The 20,197-nt window shown below is 62.3% G+C and carries 19 protein-coding genes; 10 read left to right on the top strand and 9 right to left on the bottom strand.

Annotation, left to right across the window (positions count from 1 at the left end; genetic code table 11):
* The first annotated feature begins 42 nt into the window (after window positions 1-42).
* The 3 genes from B9A15_RS01220 (at window position 43) to B9A15_RS01230 (ending at window position 1,515) form a co-directional block, all read left to right on the top strand.
* A complete protein-coding gene (locus B9A15_RS01220) occupies window positions 43-333 on the top strand; it encodes a YiaA/YiaB family inner membrane protein (RefSeq protein WP_084408119.1) in 291 nt (96 codons plus the stop codon).
* 337 nt (window positions 334-670) lie between these two features.
* Window positions 671-850, top strand: a complete 180-nt coding sequence (rpmF, locus tag B9A15_RS01225) for a 50S ribosomal protein L32 (protein WP_084408121.1) — start codon at window positions 671-673, stop codon at window positions 848-850.
* A 143-nt stretch (window positions 851-993) separates the two neighbouring features.
* Window positions 994-1,515, top strand: a complete 522-nt coding sequence (locus B9A15_RS01230) for a GNAT family N-acetyltransferase (protein WP_084408123.1) — start codon at window positions 994-996, stop codon at window positions 1,513-1,515.
* Window positions 1,516-1,628: 113 nt separating this feature from the next.
* Here B9A15_RS01230 and phaR read toward each other — a convergent pair whose 3' ends face one another.
* Window positions 1,629-2,228, bottom strand: a complete 600-nt coding sequence (phaR, locus tag B9A15_RS01235; protein ID WP_084408125.1) for a polyhydroxyalkanoate synthesis repressor PhaR — start codon at window positions 2,226-2,228, stop codon at window positions 1,629-1,631.
* A 321-nt stretch (window positions 2,229-2,549) separates the two neighbouring features.
* On the opposite strand from phaR, the gene B9A15_RS01240 reads away from it, so the two are divergent.
* From B9A15_RS01240 to phbB, 3 genes are all read left to right on the top strand, one after another.
* Window positions 2,550-3,734 carry an acetyl-CoA C-acetyltransferase gene (locus B9A15_RS01240; RefSeq protein ID WP_084408126.1) on the top strand — a complete coding sequence of 395 codons (1,185 nt, stop codon included), beginning with the start codon at window positions 2,550-2,552 and terminating at the stop codon, window positions 3,732-3,734.
* Window positions 3,735-3,821: 87 nt separating this feature from the next.
* Entirely contained in the window at window positions 3,822-4,712 is an 891-nt protein-coding gene (locus tag B9A15_RS01245) for a patatin-like phospholipase family protein (protein WP_084408128.1), read from the top strand.
* Between the two features lie 209 nt (window positions 4,713-4,921).
* Window positions 4,922-5,647 carry an acetoacetyl-CoA reductase gene (phbB, locus tag B9A15_RS01250; RefSeq protein ID WP_084408130.1) on the top strand — a complete coding sequence of 242 codons (726 nt, stop codon included), beginning with the start codon at window positions 4,922-4,924 and terminating at the stop codon, window positions 5,645-5,647.
* A gap of 124 nt (window positions 5,648-5,771) precedes the next feature.
* Here the strand turns inward: phbB and B9A15_RS01255 are convergent, their stop codons facing one another.
* The 5 genes from B9A15_RS01255 to purL form a co-directional block, all read right to left on the bottom strand.
* A complete protein-coding gene (locus B9A15_RS01255) occupies window positions 5,772-7,043 on the bottom strand; it encodes a multidrug effflux MFS transporter (protein ID WP_084408132.1) in 1,272 nt (423 codons plus the stop codon).
* Window positions 7,044-7,357: 314 nt separating this feature from the next.
* Entirely contained in the window at window positions 7,358-7,705 is a 348-nt protein-coding gene (grxD, locus tag B9A15_RS01260; RefSeq protein WP_084408134.1) for a Grx4 family monothiol glutaredoxin, read from the bottom strand.
* Between the two features lie 69 nt (window positions 7,706-7,774).
* Window positions 7,775-7,993, bottom strand: coding sequence for a hypothetical protein (locus B9A15_RS01265; protein WP_084408136.1), 219 nt, complete (start codon window positions 7,991-7,993; stop codon window positions 7,775-7,777).
* A gap of 94 nt (window positions 7,994-8,087) precedes the next feature.
* Window positions 8,088-8,324, bottom strand: a complete 237-nt coding sequence (locus tag B9A15_RS01270) for a BolA family protein (protein WP_084408138.1) — start codon at window positions 8,322-8,324, stop codon at window positions 8,088-8,090.
* 102 nt (window positions 8,325-8,426) lie between these two features.
* Window positions 8,427-10,670, bottom strand: coding sequence for a phosphoribosylformylglycinamidine synthase subunit PurL (gene purL, locus B9A15_RS01275; RefSeq protein WP_425292940.1), 2,244 nt, complete (start codon window positions 10,668-10,670; stop codon window positions 8,427-8,429).
* 209 nt (window positions 10,671-10,879) lie between these two features.
* On the opposite strand from purL, the gene B9A15_RS01280 reads away from it, so the two are divergent.
* From B9A15_RS01280 to B9A15_RS01295, 4 genes are all read left to right on the top strand, one after another.
* The gene (locus B9A15_RS01280; RefSeq protein ID WP_084408141.1) at window positions 10,880-11,428 is read left to right on the top strand and encodes a tetratricopeptide repeat protein; all 549 of its coding nucleotides are present in this window, start codon (window positions 10,880-10,882) and stop codon (window positions 11,426-11,428) included.
* 154 nt (window positions 11,429-11,582) lie between these two features.
* Window positions 11,583-13,760 carry a DUF1217 domain-containing protein gene (locus B9A15_RS01285; protein WP_084408143.1) on the top strand — a complete coding sequence of 726 codons (2,178 nt, stop codon included), beginning with the start codon at window positions 11,583-11,585 and terminating at the stop codon, window positions 13,758-13,760.
* 172 nt (window positions 13,761-13,932) lie between these two features.
* A complete protein-coding gene (recJ, locus tag B9A15_RS01290) occupies window positions 13,933-15,723 on the top strand; it encodes a single-stranded-DNA-specific exonuclease RecJ (protein WP_084408145.1) in 1,791 nt (596 codons plus the stop codon).
* 130 nt (window positions 15,724-15,853) lie between these two features.
* On the top strand, window positions 15,854-16,255 hold the full coding sequence (locus B9A15_RS01295) for a tautomerase family protein (protein ID WP_084408147.1): 402 nt from the start codon (window positions 15,854-15,856) through the stop codon (window positions 16,253-16,255).
* 17 nt (window positions 16,256-16,272) lie between these two features.
* On the opposite strand, the gene B9A15_RS01300 is transcribed toward B9A15_RS01295, so the two are convergent.
* Genes B9A15_RS01300 through B9A15_RS01310 form a run of 3 tightly spaced genes read right to left on the bottom strand, consistent with a single transcriptional unit; the run spans window position 16,273 to window position 20,143 of the window.
* Window positions 16,273-17,241, bottom strand: coding sequence for an ABC transporter ATP-binding protein (locus tag B9A15_RS01300; protein WP_084408149.1), 969 nt, complete (start codon window positions 17,239-17,241; stop codon window positions 16,273-16,275).
* Window positions 17,238-19,202 (bottom strand): dipeptide/oligopeptide/nickel ABC transporter permease/ATP-binding protein, encoded by a 1,965-nt coding sequence (locus B9A15_RS01305; RefSeq protein ID WP_084408151.1) that lies wholly within the window; start codon window positions 19,200-19,202, stop codon window positions 17,238-17,240. Before B9A15_RS01305 ends, B9A15_RS01300 begins: the two co-directional genes overlap by 4 nt.
* Window positions 19,199-20,143 carry an ABC transporter permease gene (locus B9A15_RS01310; RefSeq protein WP_084408152.1) on the bottom strand — a complete coding sequence of 315 codons (945 nt, stop codon included), beginning with the start codon at window positions 20,141-20,143 and terminating at the stop codon, window positions 19,199-19,201. The genes B9A15_RS01305 and B9A15_RS01310 overlap by 4 nt, the downstream gene beginning before the upstream one ends.
* Between the last annotated feature and the right edge of the window lie 54 nt (window positions 20,144-20,197).

Raw genomic sequence — 20,197 nt, forward strand, 5'->3', positions numbered from 1 at the left:
CCGACATTCAACCGAACACACTCTCATCAAGGACCAAAACCGATGAACCAGATTAGCTACAATCCCCGCGCGACCCGTCCCTGGAAGCTCTTCACTGCGGCGAGCTTCGCCCTTGCGGCCGTGATGAACGCCGGCGGCATCTACTTCATGGAAGCCAGCTTCGCGGCAAAGGGATTTTATGCCATGGCGACCCTCATGCTGCTTCATACGGCCGTCTCCTTGACGAAGCTCTTCCGCGACGAAGAGGAATCGAGTCGCATGGTCAGCCGGATCGAGGAAGCCCAGACCGAGCGCCTCTTGCGGCAGGCCGCCGAGGAACGGGATGCCGCGTAAGACACGGTCTCAGAAAAAACGATCCGGGGCGGGCCGACGGGGCCCGTCTCGAACGCATCAGTCTCCGACCTTTAGCGACAGAAGCGGGCGAAGGGCGGATCGAGGTGTCGGACCTCTTCCCAAAACCTCCCAGCTTTGCTATGGCAACCGGGATTTCCCGTCACGGTGAAGCCATGCAGTCGCCCTTTCGAGGTCGGAGCGGCTTTGCGACGTGGAACGTTGCGGGGCGCAGTCACGGCGGTCCGGAACGCATCGTTTTGAAGAACAGCTTCGGTCGGGCACCAGCCGGTTAGCAATCGGTCGCAAAGTGCCTGCCCATGGAAGAACGGAGCATGAGATGGCCGTACCCAAACGGAAGACTTCCCCGTCCAAGCGCGGCATGCGCCGCTCGGCAGACGCGCTGAAGGCCCCGACCTATGTCGAGGACAAGAACTCGGGCGAGCTTCGCCGTCCGCACCATATCGATCTGAAGTCCGGCATGTATCGCGGCCGTCAGGTTCTCGAAGCCAAAAGCTGAGCTGGCGGCTGGAGCAGCGCTCCACGCGATCGGCGACGAGGATGAATTGACGATAAGGTCGATTCTGCGCTCCGTTGACCATCGAGACGAATGAGGGGGCTGATGTCGAAGGACATTGGCCCTTTTTCAGTGAGCCATTCCCCATGCAGCCTGTGTCCCTATCGAGCGAACGCCTTCTCCTTCAGCGTGCACGGCTCGATGACTTCGAGGCCTATGCGACCCTCTGGTCTCATCCCGAGGTTCTTCGCCACATCGCGCCGGGAGGCTTCACGTCGGAGCGCTTGTTCGAGCGCTTCCTGAAGGCGGAAGGCTGTTGGAGCTTCTTCGGCTTCGGCTATTTCATGATGCGCCTCAAGGAAACCGGCGAACCGATCGGGCAGATCGGTTTTCAGGAGGCACGGCGCGAGATCGTTCCATCCATCGCGGGCACGCTCGAAGCCGGTTGGTTGATCCATCCGGATCATCAGGGGCGCGGCTTTGCCGGCGAGGCCGCTCAAGCTCTGTTTGCTTGGGGCAGCAGGAGGTTTTCCGGTCGACGCGCGACCTGCTTCATCTCACCCGACAATCCGTCCTCGATCCGCATTGCCGAGAAGCTCGGTATGCGACGTCTCACAGATACGGCCTATCAAGGCGATCCCGTCATCATTTTCGAGCGCGAGTTATAAGTCTGTCACAGACAGCGGAATTTGGCGGCCTGACAAGCCGAGGAAAGCCGGGCGTTCGATACCCGGCTTCCCCTCTCAGACTCTGTTGGCTCGAGTGACCGAGTCCTTGTCGCCTACTCGTCCTTCTTGTGGTCAAGGGCTTCGAGCCGCTTTTCCATGGCCGCGAGCTGGCGGCGCATGGCATCCAACTCGTCGCTCTCGCGCCCGCCCGCCTGATGGGGGGACGGAGCCTCCTGCGAATCGCGGGGCATGGTGCCGCCCGCGACAAAAGGATTGAACATCGTCATCGCCTGGCGGAACATTTCGGTGTTGCGGCGCACCTGGGCTTCCATAAGCTCGATCGGCGTCTTGCCCATGGTCTTGGTCATGGTCTCGCGAAAGACTTCCTGCTCTTTGGCGAAAGCGCTCATGGACTGTTCGAGATAGCTCGGCACCACCATCTGCATCTGGTCGCCGTAAAAGCGGATAAGCTGGCGCAGAAAGGAGATCGGCATCAAGGTCTGGCCGCCCTTGTTCTCCTGCTCGAAGATGATCTGGGTCAGAACAGCATGGGTGATGTCTTCGCCGGTCTTGGCATCCTGAACGACGAATTCCTCGTTGTTCTTGACCATGGTGGCGAGATTTTCGAGCGTCACATAGGTGCTCGTCCCGGTATTATAGAGCCGACGGTTGGCATATTTCTTGATGACGGTGACGTCGCTGTTCTTGGCCATGCTTTCGCCTCCCAGAGCAGAACGAGAACGGTGAGGCGCAGCATCGTCGTTGGATCTTATTGCGCTGCGCAGCATCAGGAGTGGCACAGTTTGCGGTGCATTCCAAACCGAATTCTTCGGCCAAGACAAGCCGGTGAAGGCGAGGGGGCTTAATCCGGGTGCCGATGCCTGCTTTCCCTGCGCAATCAGCCAGTGATGTCGCATCGGGTGCGATTTGACTTCCCCGAGGGGAAGCGTCCAAATCCCTTCCCGAGGGTTGCGGGTCTTCCATATTCGCGCCAGCAACCGGGAAACGATAACGAAGATCTAGGGAAGGGCATCATGAGCAACACCGAATCGATCGTCATCGCAGGCGCGGCCCGCACCGCCGTCGGCGCCTTCAACGGCGCCTTCGCGACCGTTCCGGCTCACGAGCTAGGCGCGGCGGCGATCAAGGAAGCCCTGTCTCGCGCCAAGGTCGATCCGAGCGAGGTCGACGAGGTGATCATGGGCCAGATCCTGACCGCCGCGCAGGGGCAGAACCCGGCGCGCCAGGCCGCCATGATGGCCGGTTGCCCGAAGGAGACGACCGCCTGGGGGCTGAACCAGCTTTGCGGCTCGGGTCTTCGCACGGTGGCCATCGGCATGCAGCAGATCGCGCTGGGAGACGCCGACATCATCGTCGCCGGCGGCCAGGAATCCATGTCCCTCGCCCCTCATGCGCAGCATCTGCGAGCGGGCCAGAAGATGGGTGATTTGAAGCTCATCGACACCATGCTGAAGGACGGCCTGATGGATGCCTTCAATGGCTACCATATGGGCAACACGGCAGAGAACGTCGCTCGCCAGTGGCAGCTGACGCGCGAGACCCAGGATGAGTTCGCCGCAAAATCACAGAACAAGGCCCAGGCAGCGCAGGAAGCCGGCAAGTTCCAGGACGAGATCGTCCCCTTCACCGTGAAGGGCCGCAAGGGCGACACCGTCGTCGATAAGGACGAATATATCAAATACGACGTCACCGCCGAGAAGATCGGCAAGCTGCGCCCGGCTTTCGACAAGGAAGGCACGGTGACGGCCGGCAATGCGTCGGGCATCAATGATGGCGGTTCGGCCGTCGTCTTGATGAAAGAGTCCGAGGCGGCGAAGCGCGGCATCACGCCGATGGTGCGCATCGTCTCCTGGGCGACCGCCGGCGTCGATCCGGCGATCATGGGCACCGGCCCGATCCCGGCCTCGCGCAAGGCGCTGAAAAAGGCCGGCTGGTCGGTCGACGATCTCGATCTCGTGGAAGCGAACGAGGCCTTCGCCGCCCAGGCCTGCGCGGTGAACAAGGATCTCGGCTGGAACCCGGACATCGTCAACGTCAATGGCGGCGCGATCGCGATCGGCCATCCGGTCGGCGCGTCGGGCAATCGCATCCTCAACACGCTTCTGTTCGAAATGCAGCGCCGCGGCGCCAAGAAGGGCCTTGCCACCCTTTGCATCGGCGGCGGCATGGGCGTCGCCATGTGCTTCGAGGCGATGTAAGCTTTTGTCGATTGAACGTTAAACGACCTCGGAAAGCCGCCGCTTGGCGGCTTTCTCCGTTTTAAGGGGACCATGGCATGATGATTCATGGATGACGATATCATCGCTCAGGGCCTTGATCGCGCTGCCCAAAGGCCGGCCTTTGAACAGCTTGTCTTCTCGGGCGGCGGCACGCGCTGTTTCTGGCATGGCGGCTTTCTGAAGGTCGCCTGCGATCCGCTGCGCCTGGATCCCGTTCGCGTGACCGGTGCGTCCGGCGGCGCGCTCTCTGCTGCCTGTTTCATCGGCCGGCGCGAGGACAAGCTCCTCAGCGTAATGGGAGCCGCCTTCGAGGATCTCGACGCCAATGTCAGCCAATCCTTGAACGAGCTTCAGGAAGACGGGCTGACGCCCCATCAACGCATTTATCGTGAAGTCGTGAGCGAGGTTCTGGATCGCGACGCGATCCAGGCGATCGCCGAAGGCCCGTCCTTCCAGGTCCTGATCGCCCATCCGCCGACGGAGACATGGCCAAAATGGTCGACCTTCCCGATGATGGCGGCCTATCTCGTCGATCTTGCTCTCCGCTCGACGCCGCATGTGGAATATCCCGAAAAGCTCGGGGCCGATAAGACGCTCGTCGATGCGCGCCAAGCCGCGCGGGAGGGCAAGCTCGTGGACCTGATCTGCTGCGCGGCCGTCATCCCGCCGGTCTTCAATGTGGAAGGGTGGAAAGGGCGGAAGGTCATCGATGGCGGCATGACCTCGAAGGCGCCGATGCCCAAACCCGATATTGGGCGAACGCTGATTCTCCTCACGCGACGTTTCCGCAACCTGCCGAACGACGCGCGGCGCCTTTACGTCCAGCCGTCGGAGGCCGTTCCGGCTGACAAGATCGACTTCACGGACCGCCAGAAAATCGAGGCGACCTGGGCGGCTGGGGAGGCCGATGCGGAAAATTTCCTGGCTAAGAACGATGGTGCAATGCACTCGGTCTAGTCAGCCGGTCATCTCGGCCCTACCGTTTCCCGCATGCCGTTGGGCGGTTCGAATGCCATTTCGAGCAAAGCGCGGCGTAACGGGGCAAGACGATTGCAAGGTGGCTCCCCGCTGCCGGATCATCGAGCCTGACAGACCAAGGCACCGGATGCCCGTCCGGAGCGAAACTCGGACCCCTATCCGGGCAGTTCAAGCGGAGGACAATCTTCATGGGACGTATCGCCATCGTCACCGGCGGAACCCGCGGCATCGGCGCCGCCATCTCGAAGGCGCTCAAGGAGGCCGGCCATACGGTGGCGGCCACCTATGCCGGCAATGACGAGAAGGCGAATGCCTTCAAGGAGGCAACGGGTATAGCCGTCTATAAATGGGATGTCGGCTCCTTCGAGTCCTGCTCGGAAGGCATTAAGAAGGTCGAGAGCGAGCTCGGACCGGTCGAGATTCTGGTCAACAATGCCGGCATCACCCGCGACGCGCCCTTCCATAAGATGACCGCCGAGCAGTGGAAAGAGGTGATCGACACCAATCTGTCGGGCCTTTTCAACATGACGCGTCCGGTCTGGGACGGCATGCGCGAGCGCAATTTCGGCCGCATCATCTCGATCTCGTCGATCAACGGCCAGAAGGGGCAGTTCGCTCAGGCCAATTACGCGGCTGCCAAGGCCGGCGATATCGGCTTCACCAAGGCGCTCGCCCAAGAAGGCGCCCGCAAAGGCATCACGGTGAACGTGGTCTGCCCCGGCTATATCAACACCGAGATGATGAGCACCATTCCAGACAAGGTGATGAATGAGGTCATCCTGCCGCAGATCCCGGTTGGGCGCCTTGGCGAGGCCGAGGAGATCGCCCGCTGCGTCGTCTTCCTGGCCTCCGACGATGCCGGCTTCATCACCGGATCGACCCTTTCGGCCAATGGCGGCCAGTACATGATCTAATTGGCTTCTGAAGAAGACCGGCTGAGCCTTTAGGCGGGCGTCTTTCGGGGCCTTAAATCGGAATAGTGAGACAGAGTGCAGTGGCGCGCGAACAATCCGGTTCGCGCGCCGCTGGTTTATCCGATCACTCGGCCGCTTCGTCCTTGACGATCTCCGTGCCGCGCCGCCGATGACGCCGCTGGAAGAGCGAACCGTCGGCCAGGGTGGCGCAGATCGTCGAAAGCGTGGCGAGGATCGCAAAGCCGATCAGCAGCGGCACGATCGAACCGTCATAGAAGGAGCCGAGAACGGCGCCGAAGAGCCCGCCGCCGAAGGTCTGCATGAAGCCGAGGACCGAGGAGGCCGTGCCCGCCACATGGCCGAGCGGGTCCATGGCGAGCGAGTTGAAATTCGTCCCGATGAAGCCGAACAGACAGAAGTTGATCGTCATGACCGGCACGAAGAACCAGATCGGCGTCGCCCCGCCCAGCTGATAAGCGACGACCCCATGAAAGAGGGCGAGCCCTAGAAAGGCGAGCAGCGCCGTATGTGAGAGGCGCCGCATGCCGAAGCGCTCCACCAGCCTCGAATTGAGGAAGGAGGCGAGCGCCATGAACACCGCCGTCAGCGAGAAGACGAGAGTGAAATAGGGGCCGAGACCGTAGGTCTGCGTATAGATCTGTTCGGCCTGATTGATGAAGCCGAACAGGACGCCGAAGATCAGCGATGTCGCGACCGTGTAGCCGAAGGCGACGCGGTTGGTGAGCACGATTCGGAACGCTTCGAAAATCCGCTTACCGGTCAGCTCACGCTTATCTTTCGGATGCAGCGTTTCAGGCAACCGAACATAGGCCCAGATGCCGACAGCGATCGCGAACAGACCGACGACGATGAAGATTTCGCGCCAGGTGCCGAACAGCATGATGCCTTGGCCGATGTTGGGCGCGATGACCGGGATCGCCATGAACACCATCATGACAAGCGACATGACGCTCGCCATGCGTCGCCCGCCAAAGCAGTCGCGCACGACCGAGATCGCGATGACGCGCGTCGCCGCCGCGCCGATCCCCTGAATGGCTCGAAGCGCCAACAGGACCTCGAAGCTCGGCACGAAGGTCGAGACGAGGGCGGTCACGATATAGATCGCAAGACCGGCGAGGAGGATGGGCCGTCGTCCGAAGCGGTCCGACAGAGGGCCGAACAGAAGCTGTGCGCCACCGAAGCCGAGAAGATAGGCCGTGATGACGAGTTGGCGTTGATTCTCGTCGGAGACGCCAAGGGCCGTGCCGATATCCTGGAGGGCCGGAATGAAGATGTCGATGGCAGCCGCGTTCAGCGCCATCAGGCTGGCGATCAGGGTGACGAGCTCCCAATAGGGAAGGCCTCGCGTTTCGGCATGCGGCGACGCGTCGGACATGATTCGGCTTTCACTGGTTTCCCAAGCGCCATGCCGTGCGCGGACACCGGCAGACGCTACAGGTCATATGAGAGGTCGCATCGAACAGGAAGGACGCGGCTGACGCGCGATCGATCCAATGCTGTAACGTCTGTTAATTGTTCGCAGGTGCGAAAAACGCAAGCCCTTACCGACGTTGCCCGCCACAACATTGCGTCAACGGCTATTCAACGACAAAGGCCCGCGGCGAGGCGGGCCCTTGAAGAATGCGACGCTCGACCGGTCCATAAGCGCTGAAGCCGATCTTGTCGCCAATCCGATGGTCGGGAAAGAAATCAGCCGTTCGCGGCGGCCGGCGCGGCCGTTGCGATCCCGTGCTCTTCGAAGAAACCCTTCAACTCACCGGCCTGGAACATCTCCCGCATGATATCGCAGCCGCCGACGAACTCGCCCTTCACATAGATCTGGGGAATGGTCGGCCAGTCGCCATATTCCTTAATCCCCTGGCGGAGATCGTCGGAAGTGAGCACGTTCACGCCCTTATATTCGACACCTAGATAGTCGAGGATCTGCACGACCTGTCCGGAAAAGCCGCATTGCGGGAAAGCCGGCGTGCCCTTCATGAAGACCACGACGTCGTTCGTCTTCACTTCGTTGTCGATCCAGTCCTGAATTCCGCTCATGTCATCGATCCTTTTCTCGTCAGCCTGAAAGCCGCTGGCCGGCTGTTTCGCGTCGGCCGATAAAGGCCTTCAGGCCTGTTCCAATTTGGCGATCCGCGCATCGTGGGAGATGAGCCCGCCCCGTGTCTCAGCCAGGAAATAGGCAATTCCGGAGACGGCGTTTTCAAGCGAATCAAGCCGTTCGTTCACCACATCGAAGCGGGAATTCATCTCGCTCCTGAGGTCGTTGATCTCGCCACGCATAATGCGAAGCTGTTCGAGAACCAGATTGCCGACTTCGTCCGTCATGGGTGTCACCTCGCTTCGAATGGATCACACGTCCAGATGTGAAATCATAACCTGACCGAGGTCTTCTTCGAAAGCTCAGCTTTCAACGCGCCATTCAGCTTGCCGGGGCACTCGTCTGCAGCGCGAGCGCGTGGAGTTCGCCGCCCATATTCCCTTGAAGAGCCTTATAGACCATCTGGTGCTGCTGCACACGCGACTTGCCCCGAAAGCTCTCGGAGACGATCTCGGCGGCATAGTGGTCGCCGTCGCCCGCCAGATCGCGGATCGTCACCGACGCATCGGGGATGGCCTCCTTGATCATGCGTTCGATGTCGGTGGCATTCATCGGCATCGTGTCAGCTCTCCCCAGTTTTCTTGGTCTCGTTTGGTCGAAGATAGGCGTCGCACGCCCGATCCGCAATCGAGCGTGCTCGCCAAGTCATGCGAGGCTATCTCAGGCTGCGGCGGCCGGCTCGATGATCTCGCCGGACATGAAGGCCGGGAACCAGCTTTCATGGGCGCGCGTCAGATCGGCGACGGGGCGATTGATCAAGCCTTCGACATTAAAACGCTCGCCGCCGACGGTGCCGAGTTTGCGGAGGGGCACGCCTTCGGCTTTGGCCGCTGCCTCGACGGCGTCCATGTCGCCGGCCTTGAGGGCGATGACGTAGCGGGCCTGATCCTCGCCGAAAAGCCGGGCATGGGCGGGGCCGTCCCCGACGGACACGCGCATGCCGAGGCCTGACGCCATGCTCATTTCCGCGAGCGCGATGGCGAGCCCGCCATCGGAGAGATCATGGCAGCCCTCGACGGTCCCCCGACGGATGAGGCCGCGAACGAAATCGCCGTGGCGCTTCTCCTTATCAAGGTCGACCGGCGGCGGCGCGCCTTCCTCACGGCCTTCGATCTCGCGCAAGAAAACGGAGGCGCCGAGATGGGTGCCGTCGCCGCCGACGAGGACAAGGACATCGCCCTCCGCGATGCGGCCGATGCCAGCAGTCTTGGTGCGATCCTCAATGAGCCCGACGCCGCCAATGGTGGGGGTCGGCAGGATCGCCTGGCCGAAGGTCTCGTTGTAAAGCGAGACATTGCCCGAGACGATCGGGAAGGCGAGCGCCGAACAGGCCGCGCCGATGCCTTCGATCGCCTTGACGAAGACGCCCATCAGCTCCGGCTTTTCCGGATTGCCGAAATTAAGATTGTCGGTCGCTGCCAGCGGCTCGGCGCCGACGGCGGTCAGATTGCGCCAGCATTCGGCAACCGCCTGAGCCCCGCCGCGATAGGGGTCGGCATCGCAATAGCGCGGGGTGACGTCGGACGAGAAGGCGAGCGCCTTCGTCGGGTGCCCATCGACGCGCACGACGCCGGCATCGCCCCCGGGCCGCTGGAGGCTGTTGCCCTGGATCAGCGTGTCATATTGCTCGAAGACCCAGCGGCGGGAGGAAAGGTCGGGGGAGCCCAGGAGCTTGACGAGCGCCTCGCCATAATCGGCCGGCTCGCCGATCTCCTCGGCCTGGATCTCAGGCCTCGATTCGGGCGCGGTCCAGGGGCGGTCATATTCCGGCGCCTCGTCGCCCAGTTCCTTGATCGGCAGGTTCGCGACTTCCCGGCCTTCCCAGAGAATGCGGAAGCGCTTGTCGTCTGTGGTGCGCCCGACGATCGCGAAGTCGAGGCCCCATTTCACAAAGAGAGCCTCCGCTTCCTCGCGCTTGTCCGGGCGCAGAACCATGAGCATTCGCTCCTGACTTTCCGAGAGCATCATCTCATAGGCGGTCATCTTCGCCTCGCGCACCGGCACGGTATCGAGATCGAGCTCGATGCCGAGATCGCCCTTGGCGCCCATTTCAACCGCCGAGCAGGTCAGGCCCGCCGCGCCCATGTCCTGGATGGCGATGACGGCGCCGGTCTGCATGAGTTCGAGACAGGCTTCGAGCAGGCATTTTTCGGTGAAGGGGTCGCCGACCTGGACGGTCGGGCGCTTCTCCTCGATGGTCTCGTCAAATTCGGCCGAGGCCATGGTCGCGCCGCCGACGCCGTCGCGGCCGGTCTTGGCGCCGAGATAGACGACCGGCAGGCCGACGCCTTCGGCTTTCGAGTAGAAGATGGCGTCGGTCTTGGCGAGACCGGCCGCAAAGGCGTTGACCAGGCAATTTCCGTTGTAGCGCTTGTGGAAATTGACCTCGCCGCCGACAGTCGGCACGCCGAAGGAGTTGCCATAACCGCCGACGCCGGCGACGACACCGGCGACGAGATGGCGGGTCTTGGGATGATCCGGCTCGCCGAAGCGCAGCGCGTTCATCGCCGCGATGGGGCGCGCGCCCATGGTGAAGACATCGCGAAGGATGCCGCCAACGCCCGTCGCTGCGCCCTGATAGGGCTCGATATAGGATGGATGGTTGTGGCTCTCCATCTTGAAGACCACGCAAAGCCCGTCGCCGATATCGACGACGCCGGCATTCTCGCCCGGCCCCTGGATGACCCGCTCGCCTTTCGTCGGCAATGTCCTCAGCCAGCGCTTGGACGACTTGTAGGAACAATGCTCGTTCCACATGGCCGAGAAGATGCCGAGTTCGGTGAGCGTCGGTTCGCGGCCGATGAGCGCGAGGACGCGCTCATATTCGTCCGGTTTGAGGCCATGGGCGGCGACGAGGTCCGGGGTGATCGCGGGCTCAAGGGTCATGGAGCGATGTCTTTCCATCGAAATCAAGCGTCGAGACGCCTGTTAGCACCGCTCAGGCCCAGGGACAAAGGTTTGAAGAGCGCTCTCGCGCAATGAAAACGGATCGAAGGCGTCGCGATCCCCGTGAGACCAATCATCACAGCCGCGCGCCCCCTGTGGACAGGGTGACCAGGGACGGCGAAACTTCGTGAAGCTTCGCATGGATCGCTTTTCGGGAGGAGGGGCCGATGAAGGCGTTTGCGCGCTCGCTCAGCATTCTGGTTTTGGCGTCAGGCGTCGCCGCCGGGACGGCCGGTTCCGCACTCGCCGTCTTTTCCGGCGAGATGAGCCCCACCGTCCGCTCCGGCGACGGCGACTATGCCGACGGGATGGAAGCCTTTCGCGAGGAAGACTGGCCCGCTGCGATCACCGCCTTCTCGAAGGTCGTCGAGCGCCGCCCCCATCACGACAATGCCTGGTCTCTGCTCGGCTTCTCGTTGCGCAAGAGCGGCAATCACGAGCGGGCGCTCGATGCCTATGGGCGCGCTCTTTCGATCAATCCCCATCATCGCGGAGCGATGGAATATCTCGGCGAAGCCTATCTCGATCTCGGCCGGCTACGCGATGCAAAGATCCTTCTCTTGAGGCTCGGCGACGAATGCCGCCGCGTGGCCCTGACCGTCTCCGATGGCGACTTCGAGGACGGTTGTTCCGAATATGCGACCTTGAAGGCGTCGATCCAATCCTACGAGCGCGATCCGGAAGCACGCGTCGAGCCCGTCGCTCAAGAGTGGTGAAACAGGCAACGCAGATCGAACCGAATCGCTCGCCTCTCTTCAATTCTTCCCAGCTCGTTAAGCCCTACATCAGATTTTGCTGCCATAGATCGCAAGAATGAGAAGCGGCGGGCGGCGACGATGGCCGCGCGCTTTCGCGTGATGGAGCCGTCCGATGTTGTCGACCTTCCTGAACTACCAGCTCTATACGCGCGACATGACGCGGACGCTGGATCGGATCGCATCGGACCCTGTCGCCAAGCGTGAGGCCGAATATTACCGAGAAAATATCGGCAAGGTGTCGTCCGTCGACGAGTTCATGGACGATTACCGGCTCTACTCCTACGCGATGAAGGCCTATGGGCTGGGCGACCAGATCGACTCGCGCGCACTCATCAAGAAGGTGCTGCAAAGCGATCTGAGCGATCCCAAGAGCCTCGCCAATAGATTGGCAGACGAGGCCTATCGCGACCTCGCCAACGCGTTCACCTTTGCTGCAACTAAGAGCGAGCCGGTCGCGCAGACCACCTATCAGACCGACGCCATCGTTGACGCTTATTCGGAACATCGTGTTCGTCAGGCCGCAGCCGTTTCATCGAACGCGAAGACCTTCATGGACTCGATCGGCAAGATCGAAGATGTCGATCAGTTCCTGGCAAATGATTTGCTCTATTCGATGTCGCTTGATGCCGTCGGCATTGAGAAGAAATTCGCTTCAAAGAGTTTCATTCGTGAGGTGCTTACAGGGCAAGCTCCAATCCTGGCTGAAGAAGAGGCTGATGGAATTGGACCTCATCTTCTTCTTCGCAAAATGTTCACCTTCGAAGCCGATGGCGCTGCCCCCGCTGGAGGTGTCATGGATACGCTGAAAGCAAACAACTTCATTTCAGTTTGGTTTAAAAGGCAGGATCTAGACAGTAGTCCAGCCGCCGCTTCCTATGATGTCAAATATTACGAGGAGAAGCTCCCATCTCTGACGAATGTAAGCGATCTACTCAGCGATCAGCGACTGTTTAAGGTCGTAATGACGAGTGTCGGGCTGGATCCCTCCATCGAGTCAGCATCCTTTGCTGCCAACATCTTGGTTAGCGATCCAGACGATCCCGATAATCCGCTGGCCCTGCTTCCGGACGAGACGGCTGAGCAAAAGGCCCGTAAGCTCGGCTACACCACGCTTCGCGATCTGTTCAAATTCGACGCTGACGGCAACGTGCTTCCAGGCGAGCCGGCACAGACAGCCGGCCAGACGCAAGAGCTCACGAACGCCTATCTAAAGAATTACGCGAAGGGCACTGAGTTCGACGACAAAATAGCGACATCTTCATTTAAGGGTAGTATTTCGTCCGTGAAAACGGCGAATGACGTCATCGGGAACGAGGCGCTTTACAACTACGTTTTGGAGGCTTTGGATCTCGATCCTGCGTCCGAGGATAAGCTGAAGATCTTGAAAGTGCTTCAGAGCGATCCCAGTGACCCGCGGTCCTATGCTCGAAGTTTGCGGGATGATCGCTACACCCGTCTGGCCGGCGCCTTCAATTTCGACGACCGTGGCCGGGTGACGACCCAGCGAGCCGTGCAGACGAACACCAATCAGGCCGAGACGATTGAGCTTTATTCGCGAGCTAAGCTGACCGAGAACGCAACGGAGAGCGATCGCGAAGCAATCGCCGAGGCGGCTAATTCCTATCGCACTGAATTGGCAAAGATCGTCACGATCGATGATTTTCTCAAAAACACAACCGTGATCGATTATGCAAAGCCCGCTTTCGGACTTGAAGAGGAAAAAATAAGTGCTGAAGAATTGCGTAAGATCGTCACTAGCGATGCGTTTGATAAAGAAAGCTATGTTAACACCCTCGGCGATAAGCGGTATGTTAAGTTCGCCTTGGCTTTCGCGTTTGAGTCGGATGGCAGTATTTCCCGGGACGCCGGCGGTGTGCAGACGGGTGCTGATTTCGTTACGACTCAGGACAACTATCTCCGTCAGTTGATGGAGGAAGAAGCGGGTGCCGAAAACGAAGGCGTGAGATTGGCGCTCAATTTTCGTCGGAAAGCGCCTGATGTTTCGAATTATTACGAATTTCTGGCCGATCCAGCGATGTTGAAAGTCGTTCAGACGGCTCTTGGCCTACCGACGGAAAGTGGCCAGGCCGAGATCGACACGCAGAAGAGGATGCTCGAAAAGCGCCTCGACATCGAGTCACTTAAGGATCCGAAGGAACTGGAGAAGTTCATCAATCGCTTCCTCGCGCTTTACGATCTGGAAAACGGTAGCGCAGACGCCAACTCTGGCACGGCCGCGCTGAGTATATTGGGAAGCGCTGGCGGTGGGGGACTGCTTGGGATATTCTGAAGGCATGTGCTTGGCGTAAGCGAGCCATCGTAAGTTAAGTCCTGGATCGGAGCCGAGAGGCATATATCGGGCTGGCAGAATTGGCGCCGACGCATTGTTGTCGAACTGGATATGCCTGCCTATGACCCTTCCTCGCTTGCGCCTGTCCTGATCGGCTCTTATTGACGCCGTCATGGTGGAGCATGGACGGGCATTTCTTGGCGTCGAGCGTTCGCTCGGCGGACGGCGGTGGCAAGCGGCGCTTGACGATCGTGGCGAGGCGCGCGCACTGGCGATGACCCAGAAACAGGGGCTCTCCGAGATCGTCGCGCGCGTGCTTGCCGCGCGGGGGGTCAAGGAGGACGAGGCCGCGCGATTTCTGGAGCCGCGCCTGCGCGATCTGATGCCGGACCCCTCCGTCCTCACCGATATGGATGCGGCGGCTTCTCGCCTCGCCGATGCCTGTGGGCGGGGCGAACGCGTCGCAATTTTCGGCGATTACGATGTGGACGGGGCCTCCTCGGCCGCGCTTCTGTGGCGCTATCTGAAGCATTTCGGCATCGACGCCCGCATCTATATTCCCGACCGCATCACAGAGGGTTATGGGCCCAATCCCTCTGCCATGCGCGAACTCGCCGACGAGGCGAGCCTCGTCGTCACGGTCGATTGCGGGACGGCGGGGATCGAGGCGATCGAGGCGGGGCGGAAAGCCGGCGCCGATATCGTCGTTCTCGACCATCATCAGGCGGGTGTGGAGCTTCCGCGCGCGAACGCCCTCGTCAATCCCAATCGTCAGGACGACGTTTCGGGTCTTGGCCATCTCTGCGCGGCCGGTGTCGTCTTCATGACGCTCGTGGCGGCGAGCCGCGAACTGCGCCGACGCGGCCGGTCGAACCGCGATCTGCCCGATATCCTCGCTTGGCTCGATCTCGTCGCCCTCGGCACCGTCTGCGATGTGGTCCCGCTCGTCGGGCTCAACCGGGCTTTCGTCGTCCAGGGCGTGAAGATGATGCACCGCCAGGACAATGCGGGCCTTGCCGCGCTCGCCCGCGTCGCCCGGCTGTCGGGACCGATCGAAGCCCATCATCTCGGCTTTCTCCTCGGGCCGCGCATCAATGCCGGCGGGCGCATCGGCGATGCGGCTCTTGGCAGCCGACTTCTTTGCCTGGACGAGGGCGCGGAGGCCGACGCGCTGGCCGATCGGCTCGATGCCCTCAACCAGGAACGTCAGGCGATGGAGCAGGTGATGCTGCGCGAGGCCGAGGCTGCCGTTCTCGCCGAGATTGGCGAGGGTGATGCGCCCGCCGTTCTCGTCACGGCCTCGGCCGATTGGCACCCAGGCATTGTCGGCCTCATCGCGGCACGTCTGAAGGAGCGCTTCCGTCGTCCGGCTTTCGCCATCGCGTTCGGGCCTGATGGGCGGGGAAGCGGCTCCGGCCGCTCCATCCCGGGCGTCGATATCGGGCGGCTCATCCGCCTCGCTGTCGAGGAGGGCCTTCTTGTCAAAGGCGGCGGGCATCAGATGGCGGCGGGCGTGACGATCGATCGCTCGCAACTGGGCGATTTCCGCGCCTTTCTCCTGGAGCGTGCCCGAGAAAAGGTCGAGGCCTTGAGCGCTGGTGCCGCGCTTCATCTGGACGGCACGGTAACGGCGGGCGGCCTTCAGACGGAGCTCTATCGCTCGATCGAGGCGGCCGGCCCCTTTGGTCAGGGCCATGAAACGCCGGTCTTCGCGCTCGCCGGCCACAAAATCACCTATGCTTCGGTCGTCGGCAACGGCCATGTGAAAGTGAGCTTTCAGGGCAAGGACGGCCGCACGGCAGACGGGATCGCCTTCAAACAGGCCGAAAGCGAGATCGGACAGCGCTTGCTGGCGCGCGGCGACCGGCTGGTTCACCTGGCCGGCACGCTCTCGCTCGATCGGTTTCGCGGCAAGGAAGCCGTCCGCCTGCGCATTCTCGATGTCGCCGAGGCGATAGGCTGAGAGGGCTGGTCTCGCATCACAGGAACTGATCGGCGGCATTCGCCGAATGAATTGGCGGTAACTGACGCGCCTCGCCACATCTCTTCCCCGGGCCGCGCTTTTCTTGGCCCATCACGCGGGAGATGCCGCCATGCCCTTCATTCATGTTCGCTATTCGGGCGAAAGCCTGTCCGTAAAGGCGATCGAAGCTCTGCGATCGACCATTCTGGACGAGATGGCATCGACGATGCACAAGGTGCGGGACCTGACTTCGGTCCTCATCGAGCGCGTCGAAGGAGCCGACTGGACCGTTGGGGGAACGATCCGCATGAGCGCCGCCCATGTGGAAGCGATTGTGACGGCTGGGACCAATAGCGAGGCGGAGAAAGCGGCTTTCATTGCGGCCGTCTATGGCCGGCTTGCCGAGCTTTTCGGGCCGAACCTGTCGGAGGCGACCTATGTGGTCGTGCGTGAGGTGCCGTCGGTCTCCTGGGGCTATGGCGGGCGAACCCAGGAAGCCCGGCGCCTCGAACGGGATGGCGCGAAGGCCTGACGAGCGGCCCGGAGATCTCAATCCGCCGGCAAGGGATGCAGGCAGGCGGCGCGGTGATCGTCGCCGCGCGCCTTTGCCTCCAGGGGCGGATCGATGCGCCGGCAATCCTCTTCCACGCGCGGGCAACGCTCGGCAAAGGCACAACCTGAAGGCGGATTGTAGGGATCGGGCAGTTCGCCCGTGTCGCCGCCGGCTCTCAGCCTTTGCTTGCCCGGCACCGGCGCGGAATTGAGGAGGAGATCGGTATAGGGATGAAGGGGCGCGGCGAAGAGCTTTCGCGAAGGCGCCGTCTCGACCACCCGGCCGAAATACATGACTGCGACCCGGGTCGCCACGCTCTCGATCACCGCCAGATCGTGGGAGATGAAGACATAGGTGAGGTCCCGCTCGCGCTTCAGCCGATCGAGAAGGTTCAGCACCTGGGCCTGGACCGAGACGTCGAGCGCCGAGACCGGTTCGTCGAGAACCACGACGTCCGGCTCGGCGGCGAGCGCTCGCGCGATCCCGATCCGCTGCGCCTGCCCACCGGAGAATTCATGGGGATAGCGCACCAGGAAATCCGGATTGAGATTGACCGCCTCGCAAAGGTCGGCGAGCCGCTTTTTGCGCTCCGAGCCGTTCAGCCTAAGCAGATGCTTCATTGGCGCTTCGAGGATCTGACGGATCGTATGGCGCGGATTGAGCGAGGAAACCGGGTCCTGAAAGACATACTGGACGCGGGCGGCGAGGGCCTTCGCGCCGCCTTCGGTCAGGTCCTTGCCGTCGAGGCGGATCGCTCCCTCGCTCGGCCGGTCGAGCCCGACCAGCATGCGGGCGAGGGTCGACTTGCCGCAACCCGATTCTCCGACAATGCCGAGCGTTTCGCCGCGTTTGAGGTCCAGCGAGACCCCGCGCACGGCGGTCAGCTGCGGCTTCGTCGTTCCGAAGATCGTCCGCCCGCCACCGAAGCGGCGCGTGAGATCGCGAATTTCGAGCATGTCGCTCATGCGGCACCTCGCAAAGCGTCGCCGGGCGAAAGTGGATGGAGGCAGCGTGCTTCGATCCGGCCTCGAATGTCGCGCATGGCGATGTCGCCGGAGCGGCAGTCGGCGGCCGCGCGTGGACAGCGATCGGCGAAGGCGCAGCCATCGGGCAGGTCATCGACGGGGGGCGGCCGGCCGGGAATGGCGTCGAGCCGGCGTTCGGGCTCGCCCATCACGGGCACGCAGTCGATCAGCATGCGCGTATAGGGATGAGCCGGATTGGCCATGACCTCGGCGGTCGGGCCGGTCTCGACGATGCGGCCGGCATACATGACCGCGACGCGGTCGGCGATTTCCGAGACGACACCGAAATCATGGGTGATGAAGAGCACCGCCGTTCCGCGCTCCCGGCGCAGGCCGTCGAGCAATTTGAGAACCTGGGCCTGGACGGTGACGTCGAGCGCCGTCGTCGGCTCGTCGGCGATGATCAGCTTCGGATCGTTGGCAAGCGCCATGGCGATGGAGATGCGCTGGCGCAGGCCACCGGAGAGTTCGTGCGGATAGGCCTCCATCCGCGCTTCCGGATTGGGAATGCGAACCTGGCGCATGAGATCGAGTACCTTGGCGCGTGCTTCGGACCGGTCGAGAGGCTGATGGGCCCGGATCGCCTCGGCAATCTGATCGCCGACCGGAAAGAGCGGATGGAGCGTGGCGAGCGGGTCCTGGAAGACATAGGAGACGGCACCGCCGCGAAGAGCGCGAAGCTCTTTGTCCGAGACGGCAAGGAGATCGTCGGTTTCGAAGAGGACCTTGCCGCCGGTGATCCGGCCGGGCGGGGAGGGCACGAGGCCGGTGAGGCTCATGGCGGTGACCGACTTGCCCGAGCCCGATTCGCCGATCAGGCCGAGACATTCACCCGGGCGGATTGAAAGGTCGACGCCGCCGACGGCCCGATGAATGCTGCGGCCGATACGGAACTGGGTTTCCAGCCCCTTCACGTCGAGCACCGCGTCCGAGGTCTCATCCTTTTTCGTCTCTGGCCAGCGGCGGTTCTTTTCCACCGCCGTGCGGGCCGAAGGCTTCGCGAGCGCCCCGGCCTTGAGGCGGGGATCGAGGACGTCGCGAATGCCGTCGCCGAGAAGATTGATCGACAGGACCACGAGGAAGATCATCAGGCCCGGGACGAGCGAGACGAAGGGCGACGTGAACAGCACCTTGCGCCCTTCGCCCAGCATCGAGCCGAGATCGGCCTGGGGCGGTTGGGCCCCGAGGCCGAGAAAGGAGAGGCCCGCCGTCTCCAGGATCATCCAGCCGACGGTGGTCGACAGCGTGATGACGATGGTCGGCAGGACGTTGGGCAGGATCTCGCTCGCGACGATCCGGACCGGGCCCTTGCCGGAGAGGCGCGCGGCATCGACGAATTCACGCCTTGCGAGGCCCACCGTGATGCCGCGAATATTACGGGCAAAGAAGGGCACGTTGACGATGGCGATCGCATAGAGCGCGTTGATGAGGCCTGGGCCCAGAACCGCGACGATGGCGAGCGCGAGGAGGATGTAGGGAAAGGCCATCATCAGATCGATGAAGCGCATCAGAAGCTGGTCGGTGCGCCCGCCCGCATAGCCGGCGATCAGGCCGATCAGCGATCCGGCAAAGGCGGCGATCACCGAGGCCGACAGGCCGACGGCAAGCGAGACGCGCGTGCCCCAGAGAAGACGCGAGAGCATATCGCGTCCAAGCGCGTCGGTGCCGAGGAGATGGCCGTCGCTCAAGGGTGGCGCCAGGCGATTGGCCGGGTCCGTCGCGTTCGGATCGGCGAGCGGCAGAAGCGGGGCGAGAAGCGCCGATGCAACCACGAGCACGAGGACCACGAGGCCGAAGGCGGCCAGCCGATTGTTGAGAAGAAGTGCAAAGGCGGAGGGTCGGCGCGGCCGCGCCTTGCTCTTCTGTGCTTCGGAAGGGGATGCGATCGCCGTCTCGCTCATTTCAGCCTCGGATCGATCACCACCTGGAGGACGTCCGCCGCCAGATTGAACAGGACATAGGATGCGGCGACGACGAGGACGCCGCCCTGGACGAGAAGGATGTCGCGCTGGGAAATCGCGTTGACCAGCATCGCGCCGATGCCCGGCCATTGGAAAACGGTCTCGATATAGACCGCGCCGCCGAGAACGAAGCCGGCCTGGATGCCGATAACCGGGATGACCGAGACGAGCGCGGCCTTGAAGGCATGGACATAGATCACCCGCCGCTCCGAAAGGCCTTTGGCGCGGGCGGTGCGGATGAAGTCTTGGCGCAGCACTTCGAGCATCGCGGTTCGGGTCAGGCGGGCGATGACGCCGGTGGCGACGACGGCGAGCGTGACAGCCGGCAGGACGAGATGATGGAGAATGTCGAGGAAGCCGCCGCCGCCATAGACCGCCTCCATACCGCTCGCCGGAAACAGCCGGATCTTCACCGCGAAGAAGAAGATCAGGATGAGGCCCAGCCAGAAGGAAGGAACGGAAATGCCGATGAGAACGAAGAGGGTGATCGCCTTGTCGGCGAAGCCGAACTGGCGGACTGCCGAGACGATGCCGGCGAGAAGGCCGAAGATCGAGGCCAGCAGAAGCGAGGCGCCGGCGAGGATCAGGGTTGCCTGAAAGCGTTCGAGAACTTCGTCGATGACCGGTCGATTGAGCGCGTAGGACCGGCCGAAATCGCCCTGCAGCACACCGGAGATCCAGGCGAGATATTGCTGGGGCAGGGATTTGTCCAAGCCGAGATCGGCGTTGAGGGCCGCGACATTCTCGGGCGTCGCGAAGGAGCCGAGGATCGCCGTCGCCGGATCGCCGGGAATGAGGGCGATCATCAGGAAGACGATGATCGACAGGCCGAAGAGAACGGGTATGGCCGCGAGGAGGCGCTTGAGGATGATGGTCGTCATTGGTCCGCCCTGGGTGAATCGATCACGCAACTCGTCATTTCGTGTCTCGCCTCG

The sequence above is a fragment of the Fulvimarina manganoxydans genome, from assembly GCF_900176465.1.
GTDB classification, from domain to species: Bacteria; Pseudomonadota; Alphaproteobacteria; order Rhizobiales; family Rhizobiaceae; genus Fulvimarina; species Fulvimarina manganoxydans.

What these genes read in the sequence shown, in the direction of transcription:
- B9A15_RS01220 (WP_084408119.1), top strand. Translation starts at nt 43, where the DNA reads ATGAACCAGATTAGCTACAATCCCCGCGCGACCCGTCCCTGGAAGCTC.
- rpmF (WP_084408121.1), top strand. Translation starts at nt 671, where the DNA reads ATGGCCGTACCCAAACGGAAGACTTCCCCGTCCAAGCGCGGCATGCGC.
- B9A15_RS01230 (WP_084408123.1), top strand. Translation starts at nt 994, where the DNA reads ATGCAGCCTGTGTCCCTATCGAGCGAACGCCTTCTCCTTCAGCGTGCA.
- phaR (WP_084408125.1), bottom strand. Translation starts at nt 2,228, where the DNA reads ATGGCCAAGAACAGCGACGTCACCGTCATCAAGAAATATGCCAACCGT.
- B9A15_RS01240 (WP_084408126.1), top strand. Translation starts at nt 2,550, where the DNA reads ATGAGCAACACCGAATCGATCGTCATCGCAGGCGCGGCCCGCACCGCC.
- B9A15_RS01245 (WP_084408128.1), top strand. Translation starts at nt 3,822, where the DNA reads ATGGATGACGATATCATCGCTCAGGGCCTTGATCGCGCTGCCCAAAGG.
- phbB (WP_084408130.1), top strand. Translation starts at nt 4,922, where the DNA reads ATGGGACGTATCGCCATCGTCACCGGCGGAACCCGCGGCATCGGCGCC.
- B9A15_RS01255 (WP_084408132.1), bottom strand. Translation starts at nt 7,043, where the DNA reads ATGTCCGACGCGTCGCCGCATGCCGAAACGCGAGGCCTTCCCTATTGG.
- grxD (WP_084408134.1), bottom strand. Translation starts at nt 7,705, where the DNA reads ATGAGCGGAATTCAGGACTGGATCGACAACGAAGTGAAGACGAACGAC.
- B9A15_RS01265 (WP_084408136.1), bottom strand. Translation starts at nt 7,993, where the DNA reads ATGACGGACGAAGTCGGCAATCTGGTTCTCGAACAGCTTCGCATTATG.
- B9A15_RS01270 (WP_084408138.1), bottom strand. Translation starts at nt 8,324, where the DNA reads ATGCCGATGAATGCCACCGACATCGAACGCATGATCAAGGAGGCCATC.
- purL (WP_425292940.1), bottom strand. Translation starts at nt 10,670, where the DNA reads ATGGAAAGACATCGCTCCATGACCCTTGAGCCCGCGATCACCCCGGAC.
- B9A15_RS01280 (WP_084408141.1), top strand. Translation starts at nt 10,880, where the DNA reads ATGAAGGCGTTTGCGCGCTCGCTCAGCATTCTGGTTTTGGCGTCAGGC.
- B9A15_RS01285 (WP_084408143.1), top strand. Translation starts at nt 11,583, where the DNA reads ATGTTGTCGACCTTCCTGAACTACCAGCTCTATACGCGCGACATGACG.
- recJ (WP_084408145.1), top strand. Translation starts at nt 13,933, where the DNA reads ATGGTGGAGCATGGACGGGCATTTCTTGGCGTCGAGCGTTCGCTCGGC.
- B9A15_RS01295 (WP_084408147.1), top strand. Translation starts at nt 15,854, where the DNA reads ATGCCCTTCATTCATGTTCGCTATTCGGGCGAAAGCCTGTCCGTAAAG.
- B9A15_RS01300 (WP_084408149.1), bottom strand. Translation starts at nt 17,241, where the DNA reads ATGAGCGACATGCTCGAAATTCGCGATCTCACGCGCCGCTTCGGTGGC.
- B9A15_RS01305 (WP_084408151.1), bottom strand. Translation starts at nt 19,202, where the DNA reads ATGAGCGAGACGGCGATCGCATCCCCTTCCGAAGCACAGAAGAGCAAG.
- B9A15_RS01310 (WP_084408152.1), bottom strand. Translation starts at nt 20,143, where the DNA reads ATGACGACCATCATCCTCAAGCGCCTCCTCGCGGCCATACCCGTTCTC.